Source organism: Kistimonas asteriae (assembly GCF_018263925.1).
Lineage (GTDB): Bacteria > Pseudomonadota > Gammaproteobacteria > Pseudomonadales > Endozoicomonadaceae > Kistimonas > Kistimonas asteriae.
This window is the reverse complement of record NZ_JAEVHF010000002.1, coordinates 365,513-379,153: the sequence shown is the minus strand read 5'-3', so window position 1 is coordinate 379,153 and position 13,641 is coordinate 365,513. Positions and strand designations below refer to the sequence as shown.

14 protein-coding genes are annotated in these 13,641 nt (G+C 53.5%); 7 read left to right on the top strand and 7 right to left on the bottom strand.

What is annotated here, in order from left to right:
* Window positions 1-12: 12 nt before the first annotated feature.
* Window positions 13-1,737, bottom strand: coding sequence for an AAA family ATPase (locus KHS78_RS03955; protein ID WP_211825305.1), 1,725 nt, complete (start codon window positions 1,735-1,737; stop codon window positions 13-15).
* Window positions 1,738-1,849: 112 nt separating this feature from the next.
* Complete coding sequence (locus KHS78_RS03950; RefSeq protein ID WP_211825303.1) at window positions 1,850-2,551, bottom strand: SET domain-containing protein-lysine N-methyltransferase; 702 nt, start codon at window positions 2,549-2,551, stop codon at window positions 1,850-1,852.
* Window positions 2,552-2,732: 181 nt separating this feature from the next.
* On the opposite strand from KHS78_RS03950, the gene KHS78_RS03945 reads away from it, so the two are divergent.
* Both KHS78_RS03945 and KHS78_RS03940 read left to right on the top strand, forming a co-directional pair.
* A complete protein-coding gene (locus tag KHS78_RS03945) occupies window positions 2,733-3,080 on the top strand; it encodes a NirD/YgiW/YdeI family stress tolerance protein (RefSeq protein ID WP_211825301.1) in 348 nt (115 codons plus the stop codon).
* 154 nt (window positions 3,081-3,234) lie between these two features.
* Complete coding sequence (locus KHS78_RS03940; protein WP_211825297.1) at window positions 3,235-3,417, top strand: hypothetical protein; 183 nt, start codon at window positions 3,235-3,237, stop codon at window positions 3,415-3,417.
* A gap of 11 nt (window positions 3,418-3,428) precedes the next feature.
* Here KHS78_RS03940 and KHS78_RS03935 read toward each other — a convergent pair whose 3' ends face one another.
* The 3 genes from KHS78_RS03935 to nudE form a co-directional block, all read right to left on the bottom strand.
* Complete coding sequence (locus KHS78_RS03935) at window positions 3,429-3,767, bottom strand: hypothetical protein (RefSeq protein WP_211825296.1); 339 nt, start codon at window positions 3,765-3,767, stop codon at window positions 3,429-3,431.
* Between the two features lie 72 nt (window positions 3,768-3,839).
* Complete coding sequence (gene cysQ / locus KHS78_RS03930) at window positions 3,840-4,658, bottom strand: 3'(2'),5'-bisphosphate nucleotidase CysQ (protein WP_211825294.1); 819 nt, start codon at window positions 4,656-4,658, stop codon at window positions 3,840-3,842.
* Window positions 4,655-5,212 (bottom strand): ADP compounds hydrolase NudE, encoded by a 558-nt coding sequence (nudE, locus tag KHS78_RS03925; RefSeq protein WP_343216863.1) that lies wholly within the window; start codon window positions 5,210-5,212, stop codon window positions 4,655-4,657. The genes cysQ and nudE overlap by 4 nt, the downstream gene beginning before the upstream one ends.
* Window positions 5,213-5,276: 64 nt before the next feature.
* Between nudE and yrfG the strand changes: the two genes are divergently transcribed.
* From yrfG to KHS78_RS03905, 4 genes are all read left to right on the top strand, one after another.
* Window positions 5,277-5,933, top strand: coding sequence for a GMP/IMP nucleotidase (gene yrfG / locus KHS78_RS03920; RefSeq protein WP_211825292.1), 657 nt, complete (start codon window positions 5,277-5,279; stop codon window positions 5,931-5,933).
* An 18-nt stretch (window positions 5,934-5,951) separates the two neighbouring features.
* On the top strand, window positions 5,952-6,359 hold the full coding sequence (gene hslR, locus KHS78_RS03915) for a ribosome-associated heat shock protein Hsp15 (RefSeq protein ID WP_211825290.1): 408 nt from the start codon (window positions 5,952-5,954) through the stop codon (window positions 6,357-6,359).
* Window positions 6,360-6,566: 207 nt separating this feature from the next.
* Window positions 6,567-8,150 carry an AbgT family transporter gene (locus KHS78_RS03910; RefSeq protein WP_211825289.1) on the top strand — a complete coding sequence of 528 codons (1,584 nt, stop codon included), beginning with the start codon at window positions 6,567-6,569 and terminating at the stop codon, window positions 8,148-8,150.
* Between the two features lie 147 nt (window positions 8,151-8,297).
* A complete protein-coding gene (locus KHS78_RS03905; protein ID WP_211825287.1) occupies window positions 8,298-10,337 on the top strand; it encodes an SDR family oxidoreductase in 2,040 nt (679 codons plus the stop codon).
* Window positions 10,338-10,443: 106 nt separating this feature from the next.
* Here the strand turns inward: KHS78_RS03905 and KHS78_RS03900 are convergent, their stop codons facing one another.
* Window positions 10,444-11,415 carry an alpha/beta fold hydrolase gene (locus KHS78_RS03900; RefSeq protein WP_211825285.1) on the bottom strand — a complete coding sequence of 324 codons (972 nt, stop codon included), beginning with the start codon at window positions 11,413-11,415 and terminating at the stop codon, window positions 10,444-10,446.
* A 105-nt stretch (window positions 11,416-11,520) separates the two neighbouring features.
* Window positions 11,521-12,408: a hypothetical protein gene (locus tag KHS78_RS03895; RefSeq protein ID WP_211825283.1), complete on the bottom strand. Its 888-nt coding sequence runs from the start codon at window positions 12,406-12,408 to the stop codon at window positions 11,521-11,523.
* A gap of 251 nt (window positions 12,409-12,659) precedes the next feature.
* Here KHS78_RS03895 and hslO point away from each other — a divergent pair, with 251 nt between their 5' ends.
* Window positions 12,660-13,541 carry an Hsp33 family molecular chaperone HslO gene (gene hslO / locus KHS78_RS03890; protein ID WP_211825281.1) on the top strand — a complete coding sequence of 294 codons (882 nt, stop codon included), beginning with the start codon at window positions 12,660-12,662 and terminating at the stop codon, window positions 13,539-13,541.
* Window positions 13,542-13,641: the final 100 nt, after the last annotated feature.

Sequence of the window (13,641 nt, the reverse complement as noted above, 5' to 3'; positions counted from 1 at the left end):
ACCCCAGCCCACTCAGAAGCCGCAGCCGGGAAAGACCCGCTGGGCCAGTCCGCGCAGGACAATCTGATCTTCTTCGTTGGCCCTGAAAATAATATTGGTATCAACCGCCATCCGTACCGCCGCCTCATGGCCACAGAGGTCTTCATAAAAGACATAATCCTCTGCAGCGCCGACGATATTTCTCAATGAAATCGGCTCGGTGATCTCAACGCTAGTAAAGGCCGTGCGATGTTCATTCACGTAAGTCATCAGCAAATCTGACACCATTTCCGGCAGGTCAGAGACATTGGCTTCCAGTACGCCCTGTTCATCCTCAACACACATGTAATCAATCGGGATGAACTTGTGGAAACGGTTCAGCAGTGCCCGAGACAAGACCCGCGTTCCCGGGTACAGACCACTTTCGTCGCCCTGTCCCTGCGTATTACAGGCCGCCACTGCACGGAAGAATGGGTTGGCCTTGATGCGACGGGCGCCATCATCGGTAATTACAAACTCGCCCTGATCCAGCGCATTCTGCAGGGCATAGAGAACATCCGGACGGCCAGCGTCCAGCTCATCCAGCAGCAGGATGGTAGGCGACTGCATGGCCTGGGGGAGTATGCCGTCGACATACGTGGAAATGGTGGTGCCGTTATCATTCTCAAGCCGGGTCTGACCCACCAGATCAAAACGGGAAATATCCCCGTCAAAGTTAATCCGACGTACTGGCCAGTGCAGCCGTGCTGCTACCTGCTGGATCAGGGTTGTCTTCCCAGTACCGGTATGACCATGAAGCCAGGCATTTTTTCCGGCTGCCAGAGTTGCCAGCACGGGTAACAGGGTCTGGGAATCAAAATGGTAACTGTCATCCAGCTCCGGTACCCAGGGATGAACGTCTTCCCATTCAAATACGGGTAAAGCGAAATCCAGCACTTTGCCAAGGTGCTTCGCGGCGTCATCCCGGCAAAATATCTCTGTGGCTTTCTTGAACACCACTTCACCGGCAGGAATACTTAAATCCCTGCCTACCTCACTGGCAACGAAGGAGCCCTGCATGGGCGCAGCAGCGCCTCGCAGCTCGCGCTTGAGCCGACCATTTTCATGGTTCAGCTCGTCCACTTTTTTATCCAGGGTTTTCGCTTGTGTCTTCCAGGCCTCGGTGGCACTGACGGCCTGGATTATCTCATCCATGCTGTAGGGCGATTCCGCACTCTGCAGCAGCGAATCAATCGCCTTGATCACACTGCTTTCATCCGCCAGCTTGGCCAGGGCGGGGTCAATGTCGATATGCAGGTCAGAAGAGTCTTCGTGCATGGTGTCTGCCTCCCTGGCTCCGTCACCGGCATTTTTTTCCAGCGTTTCGTACATGGTCTCAATGAGATCCGGCGTCCAGGTGTTATGACGCCCAAAGTGTTCGACGGATGGAAAAAGCGCCTCCTCAGTATTATTGATGGCTTCCATGAACTGGCTGAAGACGTCTTCCGGCTTATACCCACCCAGAACCAGAAAAATCATGTACAGAAGAGAGGTATCGGAAAGCTTGTCACGAAAACTGGTGGCGTTGAATTTGGCAATTTTCACGGCGCCACTTTTGATCAGGCTATTGTCATGACCGGCCGAATTCCAGTTATGACTCACATAACAGGGTTTGAAGGCGACATGCCACCATTTGCACAGTAACGCGCGGTCTGCCTGAGACTCCGCTAACTGTGTCAGTGTGGGTAACGTGGTGCCAATCGACCGATCCCTGGCCATTCACCGTGCTCCAATAAAAGGTCTTCAATAATGAATCTTAGTCAACCCTGTGGAGATCAGTGAAACGGGCACCCTGATAAAAACAGTTATCATACAGCCATTGTCACGAGCATTAGTCCTCGAAGGCTTCGCTCCGCAACTTGATCCAGCCGTTACGACCGACCGTGATATAGCGATCCAGGTCCATTTCGATATGGTCGGGATCGACCTCAAAGTCCTTATCGCGTTCCGGATGGTAATCCCAGTACAGTTCTTCGCCCGGCAGAATATCTTCCATCGCCACGGCAAATACTCGCCGATCATGGGTCACCAGCATGCTGAGGTTGGGTTCGTCGCTGCTGTTGGCCAGACGTAACCGGGAGCGCTCACCATCGGAGGCATCAATCCCCTGCTCGATGACCGGCGTGTAATTCTCCCAGTCGGGCTCAATCTCCTCTTCTTCCTCATCGTCAAATTCATACTCATCAACGAGCCAGAGAATGTAAGTGTCACTATCCAGGAAGATAGGGTAGCCGCTCTCATCCTTGTGCCACATGACGTAGCGCCCCGTCGCCGGGATCTCGATACGGAAGGCTCGCCTGCCGGCGTATTCACCCACCACACTGCCGGAGGGTATGAAATCCCGGGTAAACAAGCCTTTACCAGCGCCCTCAATGCGACTGGCAGCTTCGGTCAAGTCAAACTCATACCGTTTAAGGCGGGACTGCAATTGCTGGTTTTCAGCCGTCAACTGCTCAAGCTTCTGACGGAGACTGGGGGCATCGTTTTGATCTGGTTTATCCATACAGGCGATGTCTTTGTTATACCGGTCCATGGTTTTACCTACTGAGTAAATCTGCCAATTAATAACTACTGTTAAAGAAAAATTGATAGCTCGCCATGAAGGAAGAGTCAAATCTTTGTGGTTAGATAAGCCGGAATAACACACAGGGTTATCTATTCTTTTTTAAAAGAATGTCTGAATATCATAACCCTTGGAATGGGATTCCGGTCGCATGATACATGGATGGTCGATAACACGTTCGCTCCCATTATTATTACTTGCAGGCGCATTGGCGGCTGAAGAATCCGTCGAAAAGCCCTTGATACAGCTACATGAAATTCTTTCCCAAACCGCCGAAAAAGGCGATGCCACCATCTCCGGCGTCGTCATCAAGCGAATCAGCCCCGGTAACTATCTGATCCATGATGGCACCGGCACACTGGAAGTGGATATTCCCCATCACAAACTCCCTCCCGGCGGACTGTTACCTCATACCCCGATCCGATTACAGGGTGTGATTCAGCACGATGAAAATGAAATCCTTGAAATTGACGTTGATACGATTCACTGGTCATTCTGAACATCACAAAACGGTACTCAATACTTCAGAGCTGTGACCGAAAAACATTCATACGTCGCGATATTGAACAATACTTTTACTGTCGTACTACGGAACCCAGTGGGAAAAGGTTTGTCTACAAGACTGCCTGTTTTTTTATTGAAGGAATTATTTTATGGACAGCAGTAAACATCCGATGCAGAAACGTGCGCAAAAACGTTCTTCCGTTTCTGTGAAAACCGCTTCAAAAAACAAACAACCGATGCCGTTGCCAAAAAATCGTCACCCGACACCTGGCAAAGGCTATCCGTTTCCGGAGCGGATTCAGCAAGTGCCCAAGCGACAGCTGACAGCCTGATGAAATGGCTGTCACAGCACCCGGTCAGTAATCTGCTTGAAGCTGTAGGCCGGAATTACCTTGCAGAAATGGAAGACATCTTCCACGAAAAGCGCCAGTTCATCCTCGCCTTGACCGAGCAGTTCGCCAATCGCCTGGTTGTCCGTCATTAAACCCGCGATAACAATCACTCGAGCAATCGTATCGCGGTCACTGATCGCTGACATGACATCACTGCATGCCTGCTCCTGCGCCAGGTTCTTCAGATCATCCATGCCATCATCATTGGCAATAGCCTGAGCGCTCCACAGCCACACTATGACCAACAAACTACACCATGATGTCAGTCGACCTTCCCTGCCTCGCAGCATGACGCTTCTCTCCGTGAACGCTGACTGGAATTTCTACCATACCTGCGTTCTGACGGCTTTTCGAGCCTGAGGTCAAAGCAACAGGTTCTCCCAGTCAACGGATGGGTCTCCCACAACGGTGAAGTCAGGATTCAGCAGGCTTTCCTTACTGTTGTAGCGTAGGGGCTTCAGATCCGGATCCAGCACACGCCCCCCAGCAGCTTCGACAATAGCCTGGGCCGCAGCGGTATCCCATTCACTGGTCGGCCCTCGTCGTGGATAGATATCCACAAGCCCTTCCGCCACCAGGCACGCCTTGAGCGAACTACCGGCCGTTGTGATATGGACCTCACCAAACCGATGTTCAAAGCGCTGCATCAGGGTCGGAATCGTGTTCTCACCATGCCTGCGACTAACTGCTACGTTCATAATGCCTTCAGGCGCACAGGGACGTGTTGAAAGTTTCACCAACTCATCTTGATCGCACTGCCGCCAGGCACCGCCAGTATCGCGTCCACCCATGTAGCAAACACCATTGACCGGCCCATAAATCACACCCAGTATCGAAACACCCTTTTCAATCAGGGCAATATTGACGGTAAATTCATCCGTGCGGTCAACAAACTCCCGGGTACCATCCAGAGGATCCACCAGCCAATAGCGCTGCCAGGTAGAGCGCTCTGACCATGGCACTATGTCACCCTCTTCGGACAATACCGGGATCTCGGGCGTCAACGCCTGCAAGCCGGCCCGAATGCAACGATCCGCCGCCAGGTCAGCCTCAGTGACCGGTGAATCATCGGCCTTGGTCTGAAGGCCAACATCGTCACGCTGATAGACGGCAAGAATCGCCTTGCCAGCCTGCTGGCAGATCTCACGTAATGACTGTGTCAGTGACAACTCTGTGATCATGCTTCACCTCTCACGATGTCCCGAACCATGTAGAGTGCTGCCAGCACACGGGCTTCACTGAAGTCTTCCCGGGCGATCAATGCCGGCAGATCATCAAACGAAAAAACCTGGACGCCCAGGGGTTCCGGTTCATCCCCTTCGAGTTTTTCCTCATAAAGATCCCGCGCCAGCACCACCCGCATACTGTGCGTCATGTAATTAGGCGACAACGTGAAATCAGTCAGATATTTCAGGCTGTGAGCGCCATAACCGGCCTCTTCCTTCAGCTCTCGCTCAGCACCGGCTAGCAGATCTTCATCAGGCTCGACCAATCCCTTGGGGAGAGACAATTGATAATCCTCTGTCCCCGCCGCATACTCTTCAATCATCACGAAGTGGTTGTCATCCAACAGGGGGACAACCATCACCGCCTGATGCCCGGAGCTGTATCCCCCCAGCCGCTCGTAAGTCCGTTCGACCCCATTGCTGAAGCGGAGTTTCATCCTTTCCACCCGAAACAGTGCCGAGCGGGCGACTTCCTGGGTCTCGAGAATTTCCGGTTTTTTCTTCATCATCGGTTCCACCCGGGCGCATGAAACTCCATTATACGACGTAGCTATACAACAATGTGCAAATATCATGATTGACTGGAAAACCATCGACACCGTCCTGTTTGACATGGACGGTACCCTGCTTGATCTACACTTCGACAACTACTTCTGGCTGCAGTACATTCCAGCGAAATATGCCGAAAAGCACGGCATCTCCATGGAAAAATCCTGTGCCGAAGTGGATGTCTGGATGCAGCAAACCATGGGCACCCTGAACTGGTACTGCCTGGATTTCTGGGATAAAACCCTGGGCCTGGAAACCGCGGTATTGAAACAGGAGCTGGCGCATCTCATCAGCCTGCGCCCCCATGTGGACGAATTGCTCAGCGCTCTGAAAGCCGCCGGTAAGCATATTGTCCTGATCACTAACGCCCACCAGGACAGTCTGTCCCTGAAAATGGAACGCATCTCACTGGCGCACTATTTTGACCGCCTGATTACGTCCCACACTTTCGGTTACCCCAAGGAAGATCAACGCTTTTGGGAGGCGTTACAGGCCAATGAACCCTTTAACCGGGAACGCACCCTGTTCGTCGACGACAGTATTCCTATACTCCGGTCTGCCCGTGAGTATGGCATCCGTGAGCTGCTGGCCATAAAACACCCAGACAGCAAAAAAACGGCAAAAGATACCGAGGAATTTCCCGCTATCGACCAGTTTACGGAACTATTACCCGTTCTCTGATTCCAACCAGCAGGACTTATGAAAAACAACGATTCAACAGCAAAAATGCGGCTTGATAAATGGCTGTGGGCTGCCCGTTTCTATAAAACCCGCAGCCTTGCCAAGCAGGCCATCGAAGGCGGAAAAGTGCACGTTAATGGCTGCCGCGCCAAACCGGGGCGGGAACCCCGGCTGGGCGATGAAATCAAGCTTCGCCAGGGCTGGGATGCAAAAACGGTGATCATTCGTGCGTTGTCGGATGTCCGTCGTACAGCGACAGAGGCGCAGCAACTGTACGAAGAAACACCGGAAAGCATTCGTCTGCGGGAAGAAGGCGCCGCACAGCGCAAAGCGCTGCGGGGCAGCACACCCTTCCCTGAAAAGCGACCGGACAAAAAGCAACGCAGGGATCTGGAAAAACTGCGTCAGCAAAACCTGACCGAGTAGCACCGATTCACCGCATCCAGGCCGCTGACCATCCATCAGCGGCCAGTGCACTTTCACAATCACACCCTACACCCACCAAGAAGAAACCGCATAAACTTGCGGGCTTTACGGATCATCATCTAGGCTGCAGGCACCGAAGCAAACTGGCTAGTCACACCATGGCGAAGCTTACCGGCTCTCGCCTGGCAGTGCTTAGAGACGTGCCCTATGCCAACCACACCGTCCGATTCTGGAAGGGGTTCCCCCCACCATCAGCCGATGATCCGCGCGTCCTCTCTTTCCCTGCTGGAGCGTATTGGCAAGAAGATTCCCGACCCTGTCATTATTTTCCTGGGTTTGTATGTGCTCTGCCTGCTGGCGTCTGTTTCACTGGCCGGACGACAGTTCAGTACCCCCAGCATCACCGGAAGTGACACCATCCACAGCATTCGGAACATGCTGGAATTAGATAACATTCGCTGGATTTTTGATCACGCGCTTCTGCAGAACTGGCTGACCTTCGGCCATGGCATTCTCGGCGTTATCCTGATCGTTATGATGGGCGTCGGCATCGCCGAAAAATCGGGATTATTAACCGCTCTGATTAAAAAATCCGGCCTGCATATCAGTGAAAAGTGGCTGCCGCTGCTGCTGGTTTTCTTTGGCATCATGAGCAGCATTGCCACCGATGCAGGCTACCTGGTGCTTATTCCTTTGGCCGGATTACTCTATGCCGGGCTCGGCAAAAACCCCATTATCGGGATGGCGGCGGCCTTTGCCGGCGTGTCTGCGGGTTTCAGTGCCAACCTGATACCAGCCACGCCCATTGACGTCATTATCGGTGCCAATGCCCGCATTTTCGCCCAGGCCCAGAATGTCCCGTTCGCACGCCACGATGGTCAGCCGCTGACGCCTGCCACCATGCATTACTATTTCATTCTGGTATCAACCGGTGTGTTGTCGGTGGCCGGTGCGATCGTCACGGCGCGCTTCGTGGCTCCGAAACTGAAAGACACCCCCTGGTCGTTACCAGACGATCTCAAAATCGATAATTTCAACCTCAGCGATGGTGAAGAACGTGGCCTCAAAGCCTCATTTTTCGGGCTGGTCGGTGCACTGGCGTTTATTGCCTGGTTGGCGCTTTATCCCCTTGCCCCTTATACCGATGCGTCCGGAAACCGCATCGTCCCCTACCTGGATAATGTGATTCTGCTGATTACGCTGGTTTTTACCATTACCGGTATTGTGTTTGGCACCGCCTCCGGCAAATTCCACTCTGTGGCCAATGTCGTCCAGGCCATGGTCAAACAGATGGATGCCATGGGCTATATCCTGGTGCTGACGTTCTTCTGCTATAACTTTCTCTCGCTGCTCAGCTATTCGGGCATGGGTACATGGATTACCTGGCTCGGCGCCAGCCTGCTGAATTCGCTGGGCTTGCAGTCCTTTCCGGTGCTATTGATCATCGGCTTCATCATCACGACGGCCTTTATCAATATTTTCGTGGGAGGGCTGACCTCCAAATGGATGCTGCTTGGCCCGATCTTTGTGCCCATGCTGTACCAGGTAAATAACCAAATGACCCCGGATATTGTCGCAGCCGCCTTTCGGGTCGCTGATTCGTCCACCAACATCATTACCCCCATGATGACCTATGCAGGGGTTATTCTTGCCTTCATTCGTAAATATTCACCGGAATTCAGCATGGGGGATCTCATCGGCCTGATGCTGCCCTATTCAATCTGTTTCCTGACCATCTGGACTCTGCTGCTTATCCTGTTTTTTGAGCTGGGGATTCCCCTTGGGTTTTGAATGGTCACCGTGAAACTGACACTATACAGACAACATTCCCGTTTACGGATGCTCCCTGCCCTGATGTTGATCAACACATCGACCATGCCGTAGTGGTATTAACTCCCTCGACAAATCAACGACGAAGAATCCCCATTCGAGGAAGTAATGCAAACAACACCCCCTGCCAGCGTGGCGCATATTGGTGGAGAAACCTGTTTCATCACCGGTGGTACCGGCTTCATTGGCCGTTTCCTGATTGAAAAATTACTGGCCCGAGGCGCCAGTATTCACCTATTGATCCGTGACGGTGAGCAGGCTCAGGTAGACCAGCTGATTACACACTGGAACGTTGCACCCAACCGGGTTAATACGCTGATTGGTGACATTACCCAGGCCAAACTGGGGCTGAGTGACGAACAGATTGCCACTCTCAAGGGCAAGGGCGAAATTGACCACTTCTTCCACCTGGCCGCCATTTACGACATCAATGCGGATGAAGAGAGCCAGATCCACGCCAATGTGGAAGGTACCCGTCATGCGATGGCCTGTGCCGAAACCCTGAAAGCCAAATGCTTCCACTACACCAGTTCCATTGCTGTAGCAGGGCTGTATGACGGCACCTTCACGGAAGACATGCTGGAAGAAGCCGGCCCGCTGAACAACCCCTACCTGAAAACAAAACACCAGGCCGAGCGGGTGATTCGTAATGACTGCACAATCCCATGGCGCATTTACCGTCCCGCGATGGTCATCGGCCATTCAAAAACCGGTGAAATCAACAAAGTTGACGGCCCTTACTACCTGTTCCATGCCATCCGGAAGATGCGCAATTCCCTGCCCCAGTGGCTGCCCATCATTGGCCTGGAAGGCGGCTGGCTGAACATGGTGCCTGTGGATTATCTGGTCGATAGTATTGACCATATCGCCCACAAGGAAGGCTTTGACAACCAGTGTTTCCATATCACTGATCCAAACCCTCAGCGACTGGGAGAACTGCTCAATACCTTTGCCTCTGCTGGCGGCGCGCCACGTATGGCATTGCGAGTGGATTCCAGTTTCGTGAGCCCCTTCGTGTCCATGCTGCTCAAGAGCCTGTACCGGATGCCGGCCATCACCAAGGTGTCCCAGGCGGTACTCCGCGACCTGAAAATACCGGATGCGGCACTGGACTTCCTGCACTACCCCACCCACTTTGATCGCACAAACACCGACGCAGCCCTTGAAGGCAGTAATATTCGTTTACCGGTTCTGCGTGAGTATGCCCGGGTTATCTGGGACTACTGGGAAAACCATCTGAACGAAGAACGCATAACCTCCGAAAACATCGACAAGGCCGTAGCGGATAAAGCGATTCTGATCACCGGCGCCGGCTCCGGTATTGGTCGTGCCACCGCGGAACGACTGGCCACCACATCAGCCCGCCTGGTACTGGTTGACCGTGATGAGGAATCACTGGCCGAGGTTGCCCGGATCATCAGGGAGCAGGACGGACGTGTCTGGACCTGGACCGCCGACCTGACCGACACCCAGCAATGTGACGCCATGATCCAGCAGATCAACGAGGAACTCGGCGGGATTGATATTCTGGTCAACAATGCCGGCCGTTCCATCCGACGCTCCGTGAACAACAGCTACGACCGTTTCCATGATTTCGAACGCTGCATGGATATCAACTATTTCGGTGCCATGCGCATGATCATGGGCTTCCTGCCCGGGATGGAAAACCAGCAGAGCGGTCAGGTCATCAACATTTCATCCATCGGCGTTCTGGCAGGCAGCCCCCGGTTCTCAGCCTATGTCGCCTCCAAGGCCGCACTGGACGCCTTTACCCGCTGCGCATCCAGTGAATTGGCAGACAAAGGGGTGAAATTCACCACGATCAACATGCCGCTGGTGCGCACTCCGATGATTGCACCGACCAAGATGTATGAATCAGTCCCCACCCTGTCGCCGGACGAAGCCGCCGGCCTGATCATCAAGGCCATGGTGCGCAAACCCAAGCGAATTGCCACCCGGATGGGATTGATGGGGCTGGCACTCCACGAAACCATGCCCGTACTGAGCGAACTGCTGATGAACGCCAGCTTCAACATGTTCCCGGAATCAGCCGCTGCAAAAGGCAAGAAAGAAGAAGGGAGCAATGCGCAGCGTCCATCAGCTGAACAAAAATTGCTCGTCAATCTGATGAAAGGTGTGCACTGGTAATCCACACGGTATAACGCCGCTTATTGGATAGCCAAAAGCCAGTGCTCTGTTGGGCACTGGCCTATCAAGATCAAGCAATGCTTCCAGTGCATGTGATTATCAGCGATCACTGGCTTTGGGGAATACCTGAAGGTTGTTTCTCGACAAACGCGAGGAATACCTCAGCCACGGCGGAAGGATCTTCGATCATGGGCAAGTGACCAATTTCTTCAAAGATCACCGCTTCAGTCGTTGGCATATATTTCTGCATTTCACTGACACTGGAGACATCCAGTACCCGATCCTCTTCTCCCCAGATAATCAGTGACGGTGTGGCGATGGCCGCCAGCCACTCTGATTGCGGAATACCTGCCAGACGCTCATCCCGTGAGCGCAGCAGATCATCGAATATTTTCTCGTTCACCGGTTCACGCGCGAGGGCCTGCTCTTCCAAGACAGACGTAATCGGCCAGGGAATGAACGGGCGATCCGTCATCACAAATGACAGGAGTCTATCCATATCACCGGGCTGATTCACAATCAGGGGGTTTTCACCCTGCTCCAGCAAATGCTGAAACTCACTGGCATCAGGTGGTTCAACACCGCCATTATCCAGCAACACCAGGGTATTAACGACGTCAGGCTGGATTCTCGCTAATTCCAGACCGATCCAGCCCCCCATGGAGTTTCCCATGTAGTGGACCTGACCCAGCCCCAGTGTCTGGATAAAATCTGCCACACGCTGAGCTTGCGCCGGCATACGGTAATCCAGTTCCAGCGGCGCACTGCTGTCACCATGCCCCGGAAGATCCAGTGCGATGATGTGATACTGGTCCTCCAGTTTTCCAGCCAGTCTGACCCAGTTGTCTTTGTTGGCGCCAAACCCGTGCACCATCAGAATGGTTTCACCGTCGGCATTGCCGCCTTCCAGATAAGCGACTTTCAGGTTATCCATAACCACTTCCGCAGGCGCCAATCCCGCACGCTGGCGTTCCAGGGACATGGCTGTTTGATAAAGATCCTGCCGGGAACAGGCGGTTAACACCAGCAAACTGAATAGAAAGGGAATACCAAGCAGCGTTTTCAAACGTATCGTCATGGGCATCCAACCTCTTATTGTTATTGGGTAATAGTATTGACAAGCCAGATAGAAAGTAGAAAGCCGGAATATCTTAACCGGCTTAGCATCAAGTTGATAACACCATTATGAAAACGGGGAATGCTGTGACGGAAAGGACACACCGTCAGAGTTAAATTCCGGTTTGTCTGCTGGCTTATCCAGTTTAGGGGAGGATGAGAACGGGGACTGCTTGCTATCTTCCGGGAAGACACCTTGTGGTTCAGGCAGTGGCGAGCTTTTTGGCAGCGGAGGCTTGGGAATTGGCGTAAAAGGAATATGCAGCTGTTGTGGCGAATGGTAAGGCATGGGGTGCGCAGGCATGCCGCCCACAAAATTTCTGGACTCCCTCCCTCGCCAGACCACCGTCCGCTCTATCCCATCCTCTCCTCGCCATGTGGCGGACTGCTTACGACCGCCAATTTCGGCCGTTTTTTGGCCCAACGCCCAAGTGACCGGGATACTCACCGCAGAGACCGTGAACACATAGGACTGGTTTTTATCAACATCCAGCTGCCCATCCATCAGCAAAGGCAGCTCCATGACGGAATCCTGCCCTGTATTCTGAATCATCAGGTTCGCGTTGATCATTGCATGACGTTCATCAGTCCCCTGCAGAATCAAGGGTGCCACCATGCTCAGCCGGGTGCTGTCATTGAGTACAAACAGATCATCCATACTACTGTCAGACAAATCCGTAATCATGCGGTGACTGAGCGCTGCAGAAATCGTTTTTACGGTTTCACCGGCAACCGAATCCAGCCCGGCCATCGTGGAAGACGAAAAGCGAATCACCAAACGCCCTTCCAATGCTTCCAGATCATCCTGCTGAATGCGTTCGTCCAGATTCAGCCCGTCACTCGACGCAACCACCCCTTGCAAACCTGCAAGCCCGGCCCAGAGCACAACTAACACCGTCAGGCAACATCGCAAAACACCAGAACAACGCACGGCTGGAGAAACATCAAACCGCATGACAACACCCTCTACTCTACGCTACGCAGCCAACCACAGGCAATGCAGTGTAGTACATGGCGCCAAGGTGCATGAAAAAATCGTCCCGGTACCAACCCACAAGCCTTGCCTGACCAGGAACGTTTCCCGCAAGTGATGATCCTGGCCGTTAGCGTTATACTTTCCGGCACCATTGGCATGACTGACATCAGACTTGAAGTTGCCAGCAGCCGCCACCAGATTAGTGATTTTTCTTGGAACACTCTGCGTTAATGACTATCCCGGATACAGCCCAGCGCTTCCTTTTCGAAAACACCGATATTCGCGGTGAACGCGTCGGACTCAGCAGCAGCCTGCAGGCCGCCTTTGAACCCCATGCTTACCCGCCGGCCATCCGTCGCCTGCTGGGTGAAATGGCGGCAGCGGCCGTCTTGCTGAGCACGACCCTGAAGTTCCAGGGCACCATGAGCCTGCAGGCGCGCTCGAATGGGCCGGTTTCCGTACTGATGGTCGAATGCACCGATCAGCGCACCTTCCGCGCCATCGCCCGCTGGAAAGAGGAACCTGCCGACGATGCGGGCCTTCAGACACTGCTACCTGACGGCCAGCTGGTCATTACGGTGGATCCTGTTAAGGGCAAGCGCTACCAGGGCATTGTTCCGCTGGAGAATCCAGCACTGGCTGACTGCTTTGCCCAGTATTTCCAACAGTCAGAACAGTTGCCAACCAGTGTCTGGCTGGCCTCTGACGGCGACAGTGCCAGTGGTTTCCTGCTGCAGGCGCTGCCTGCAACGGTCGAGAAAGACGAAAAAGTCCGCGAAGAGCGCTGGTCACACCTGACCACCCTGGCGCATACCCTGACAGACGAAGAGCTGCTCTCGGTAGAGACCGAAAAACTACTGCACCGCCTGTTCCATGAAGAGGATATCCGTCTGTTTGATACCGAACCCGTCAGCTACCGCTGCACCTGCTCCCGTGAGCGCACGGCCACAGCTCTGCAGACCGTTGATCGTCAGGAGCTGGAGGATATTCTGGCGGAAGAGGGTGCAATCAATATGGATTGCCAGTTCTGCAATACCCGGTACAGCTTCTCAGCTGACGACGTTACAGAGCTGCTGGCGCCTGAATCGACCCGTTCCCGAACATTGCACTGACCCCGTCTACGGGATCACTGACAGAACCGCAAGGGGTGAACGACGTCAGCTATCGACTGACGTATAATCCCCTTTTTTATTCAGATGTAGCCAAAGAGTA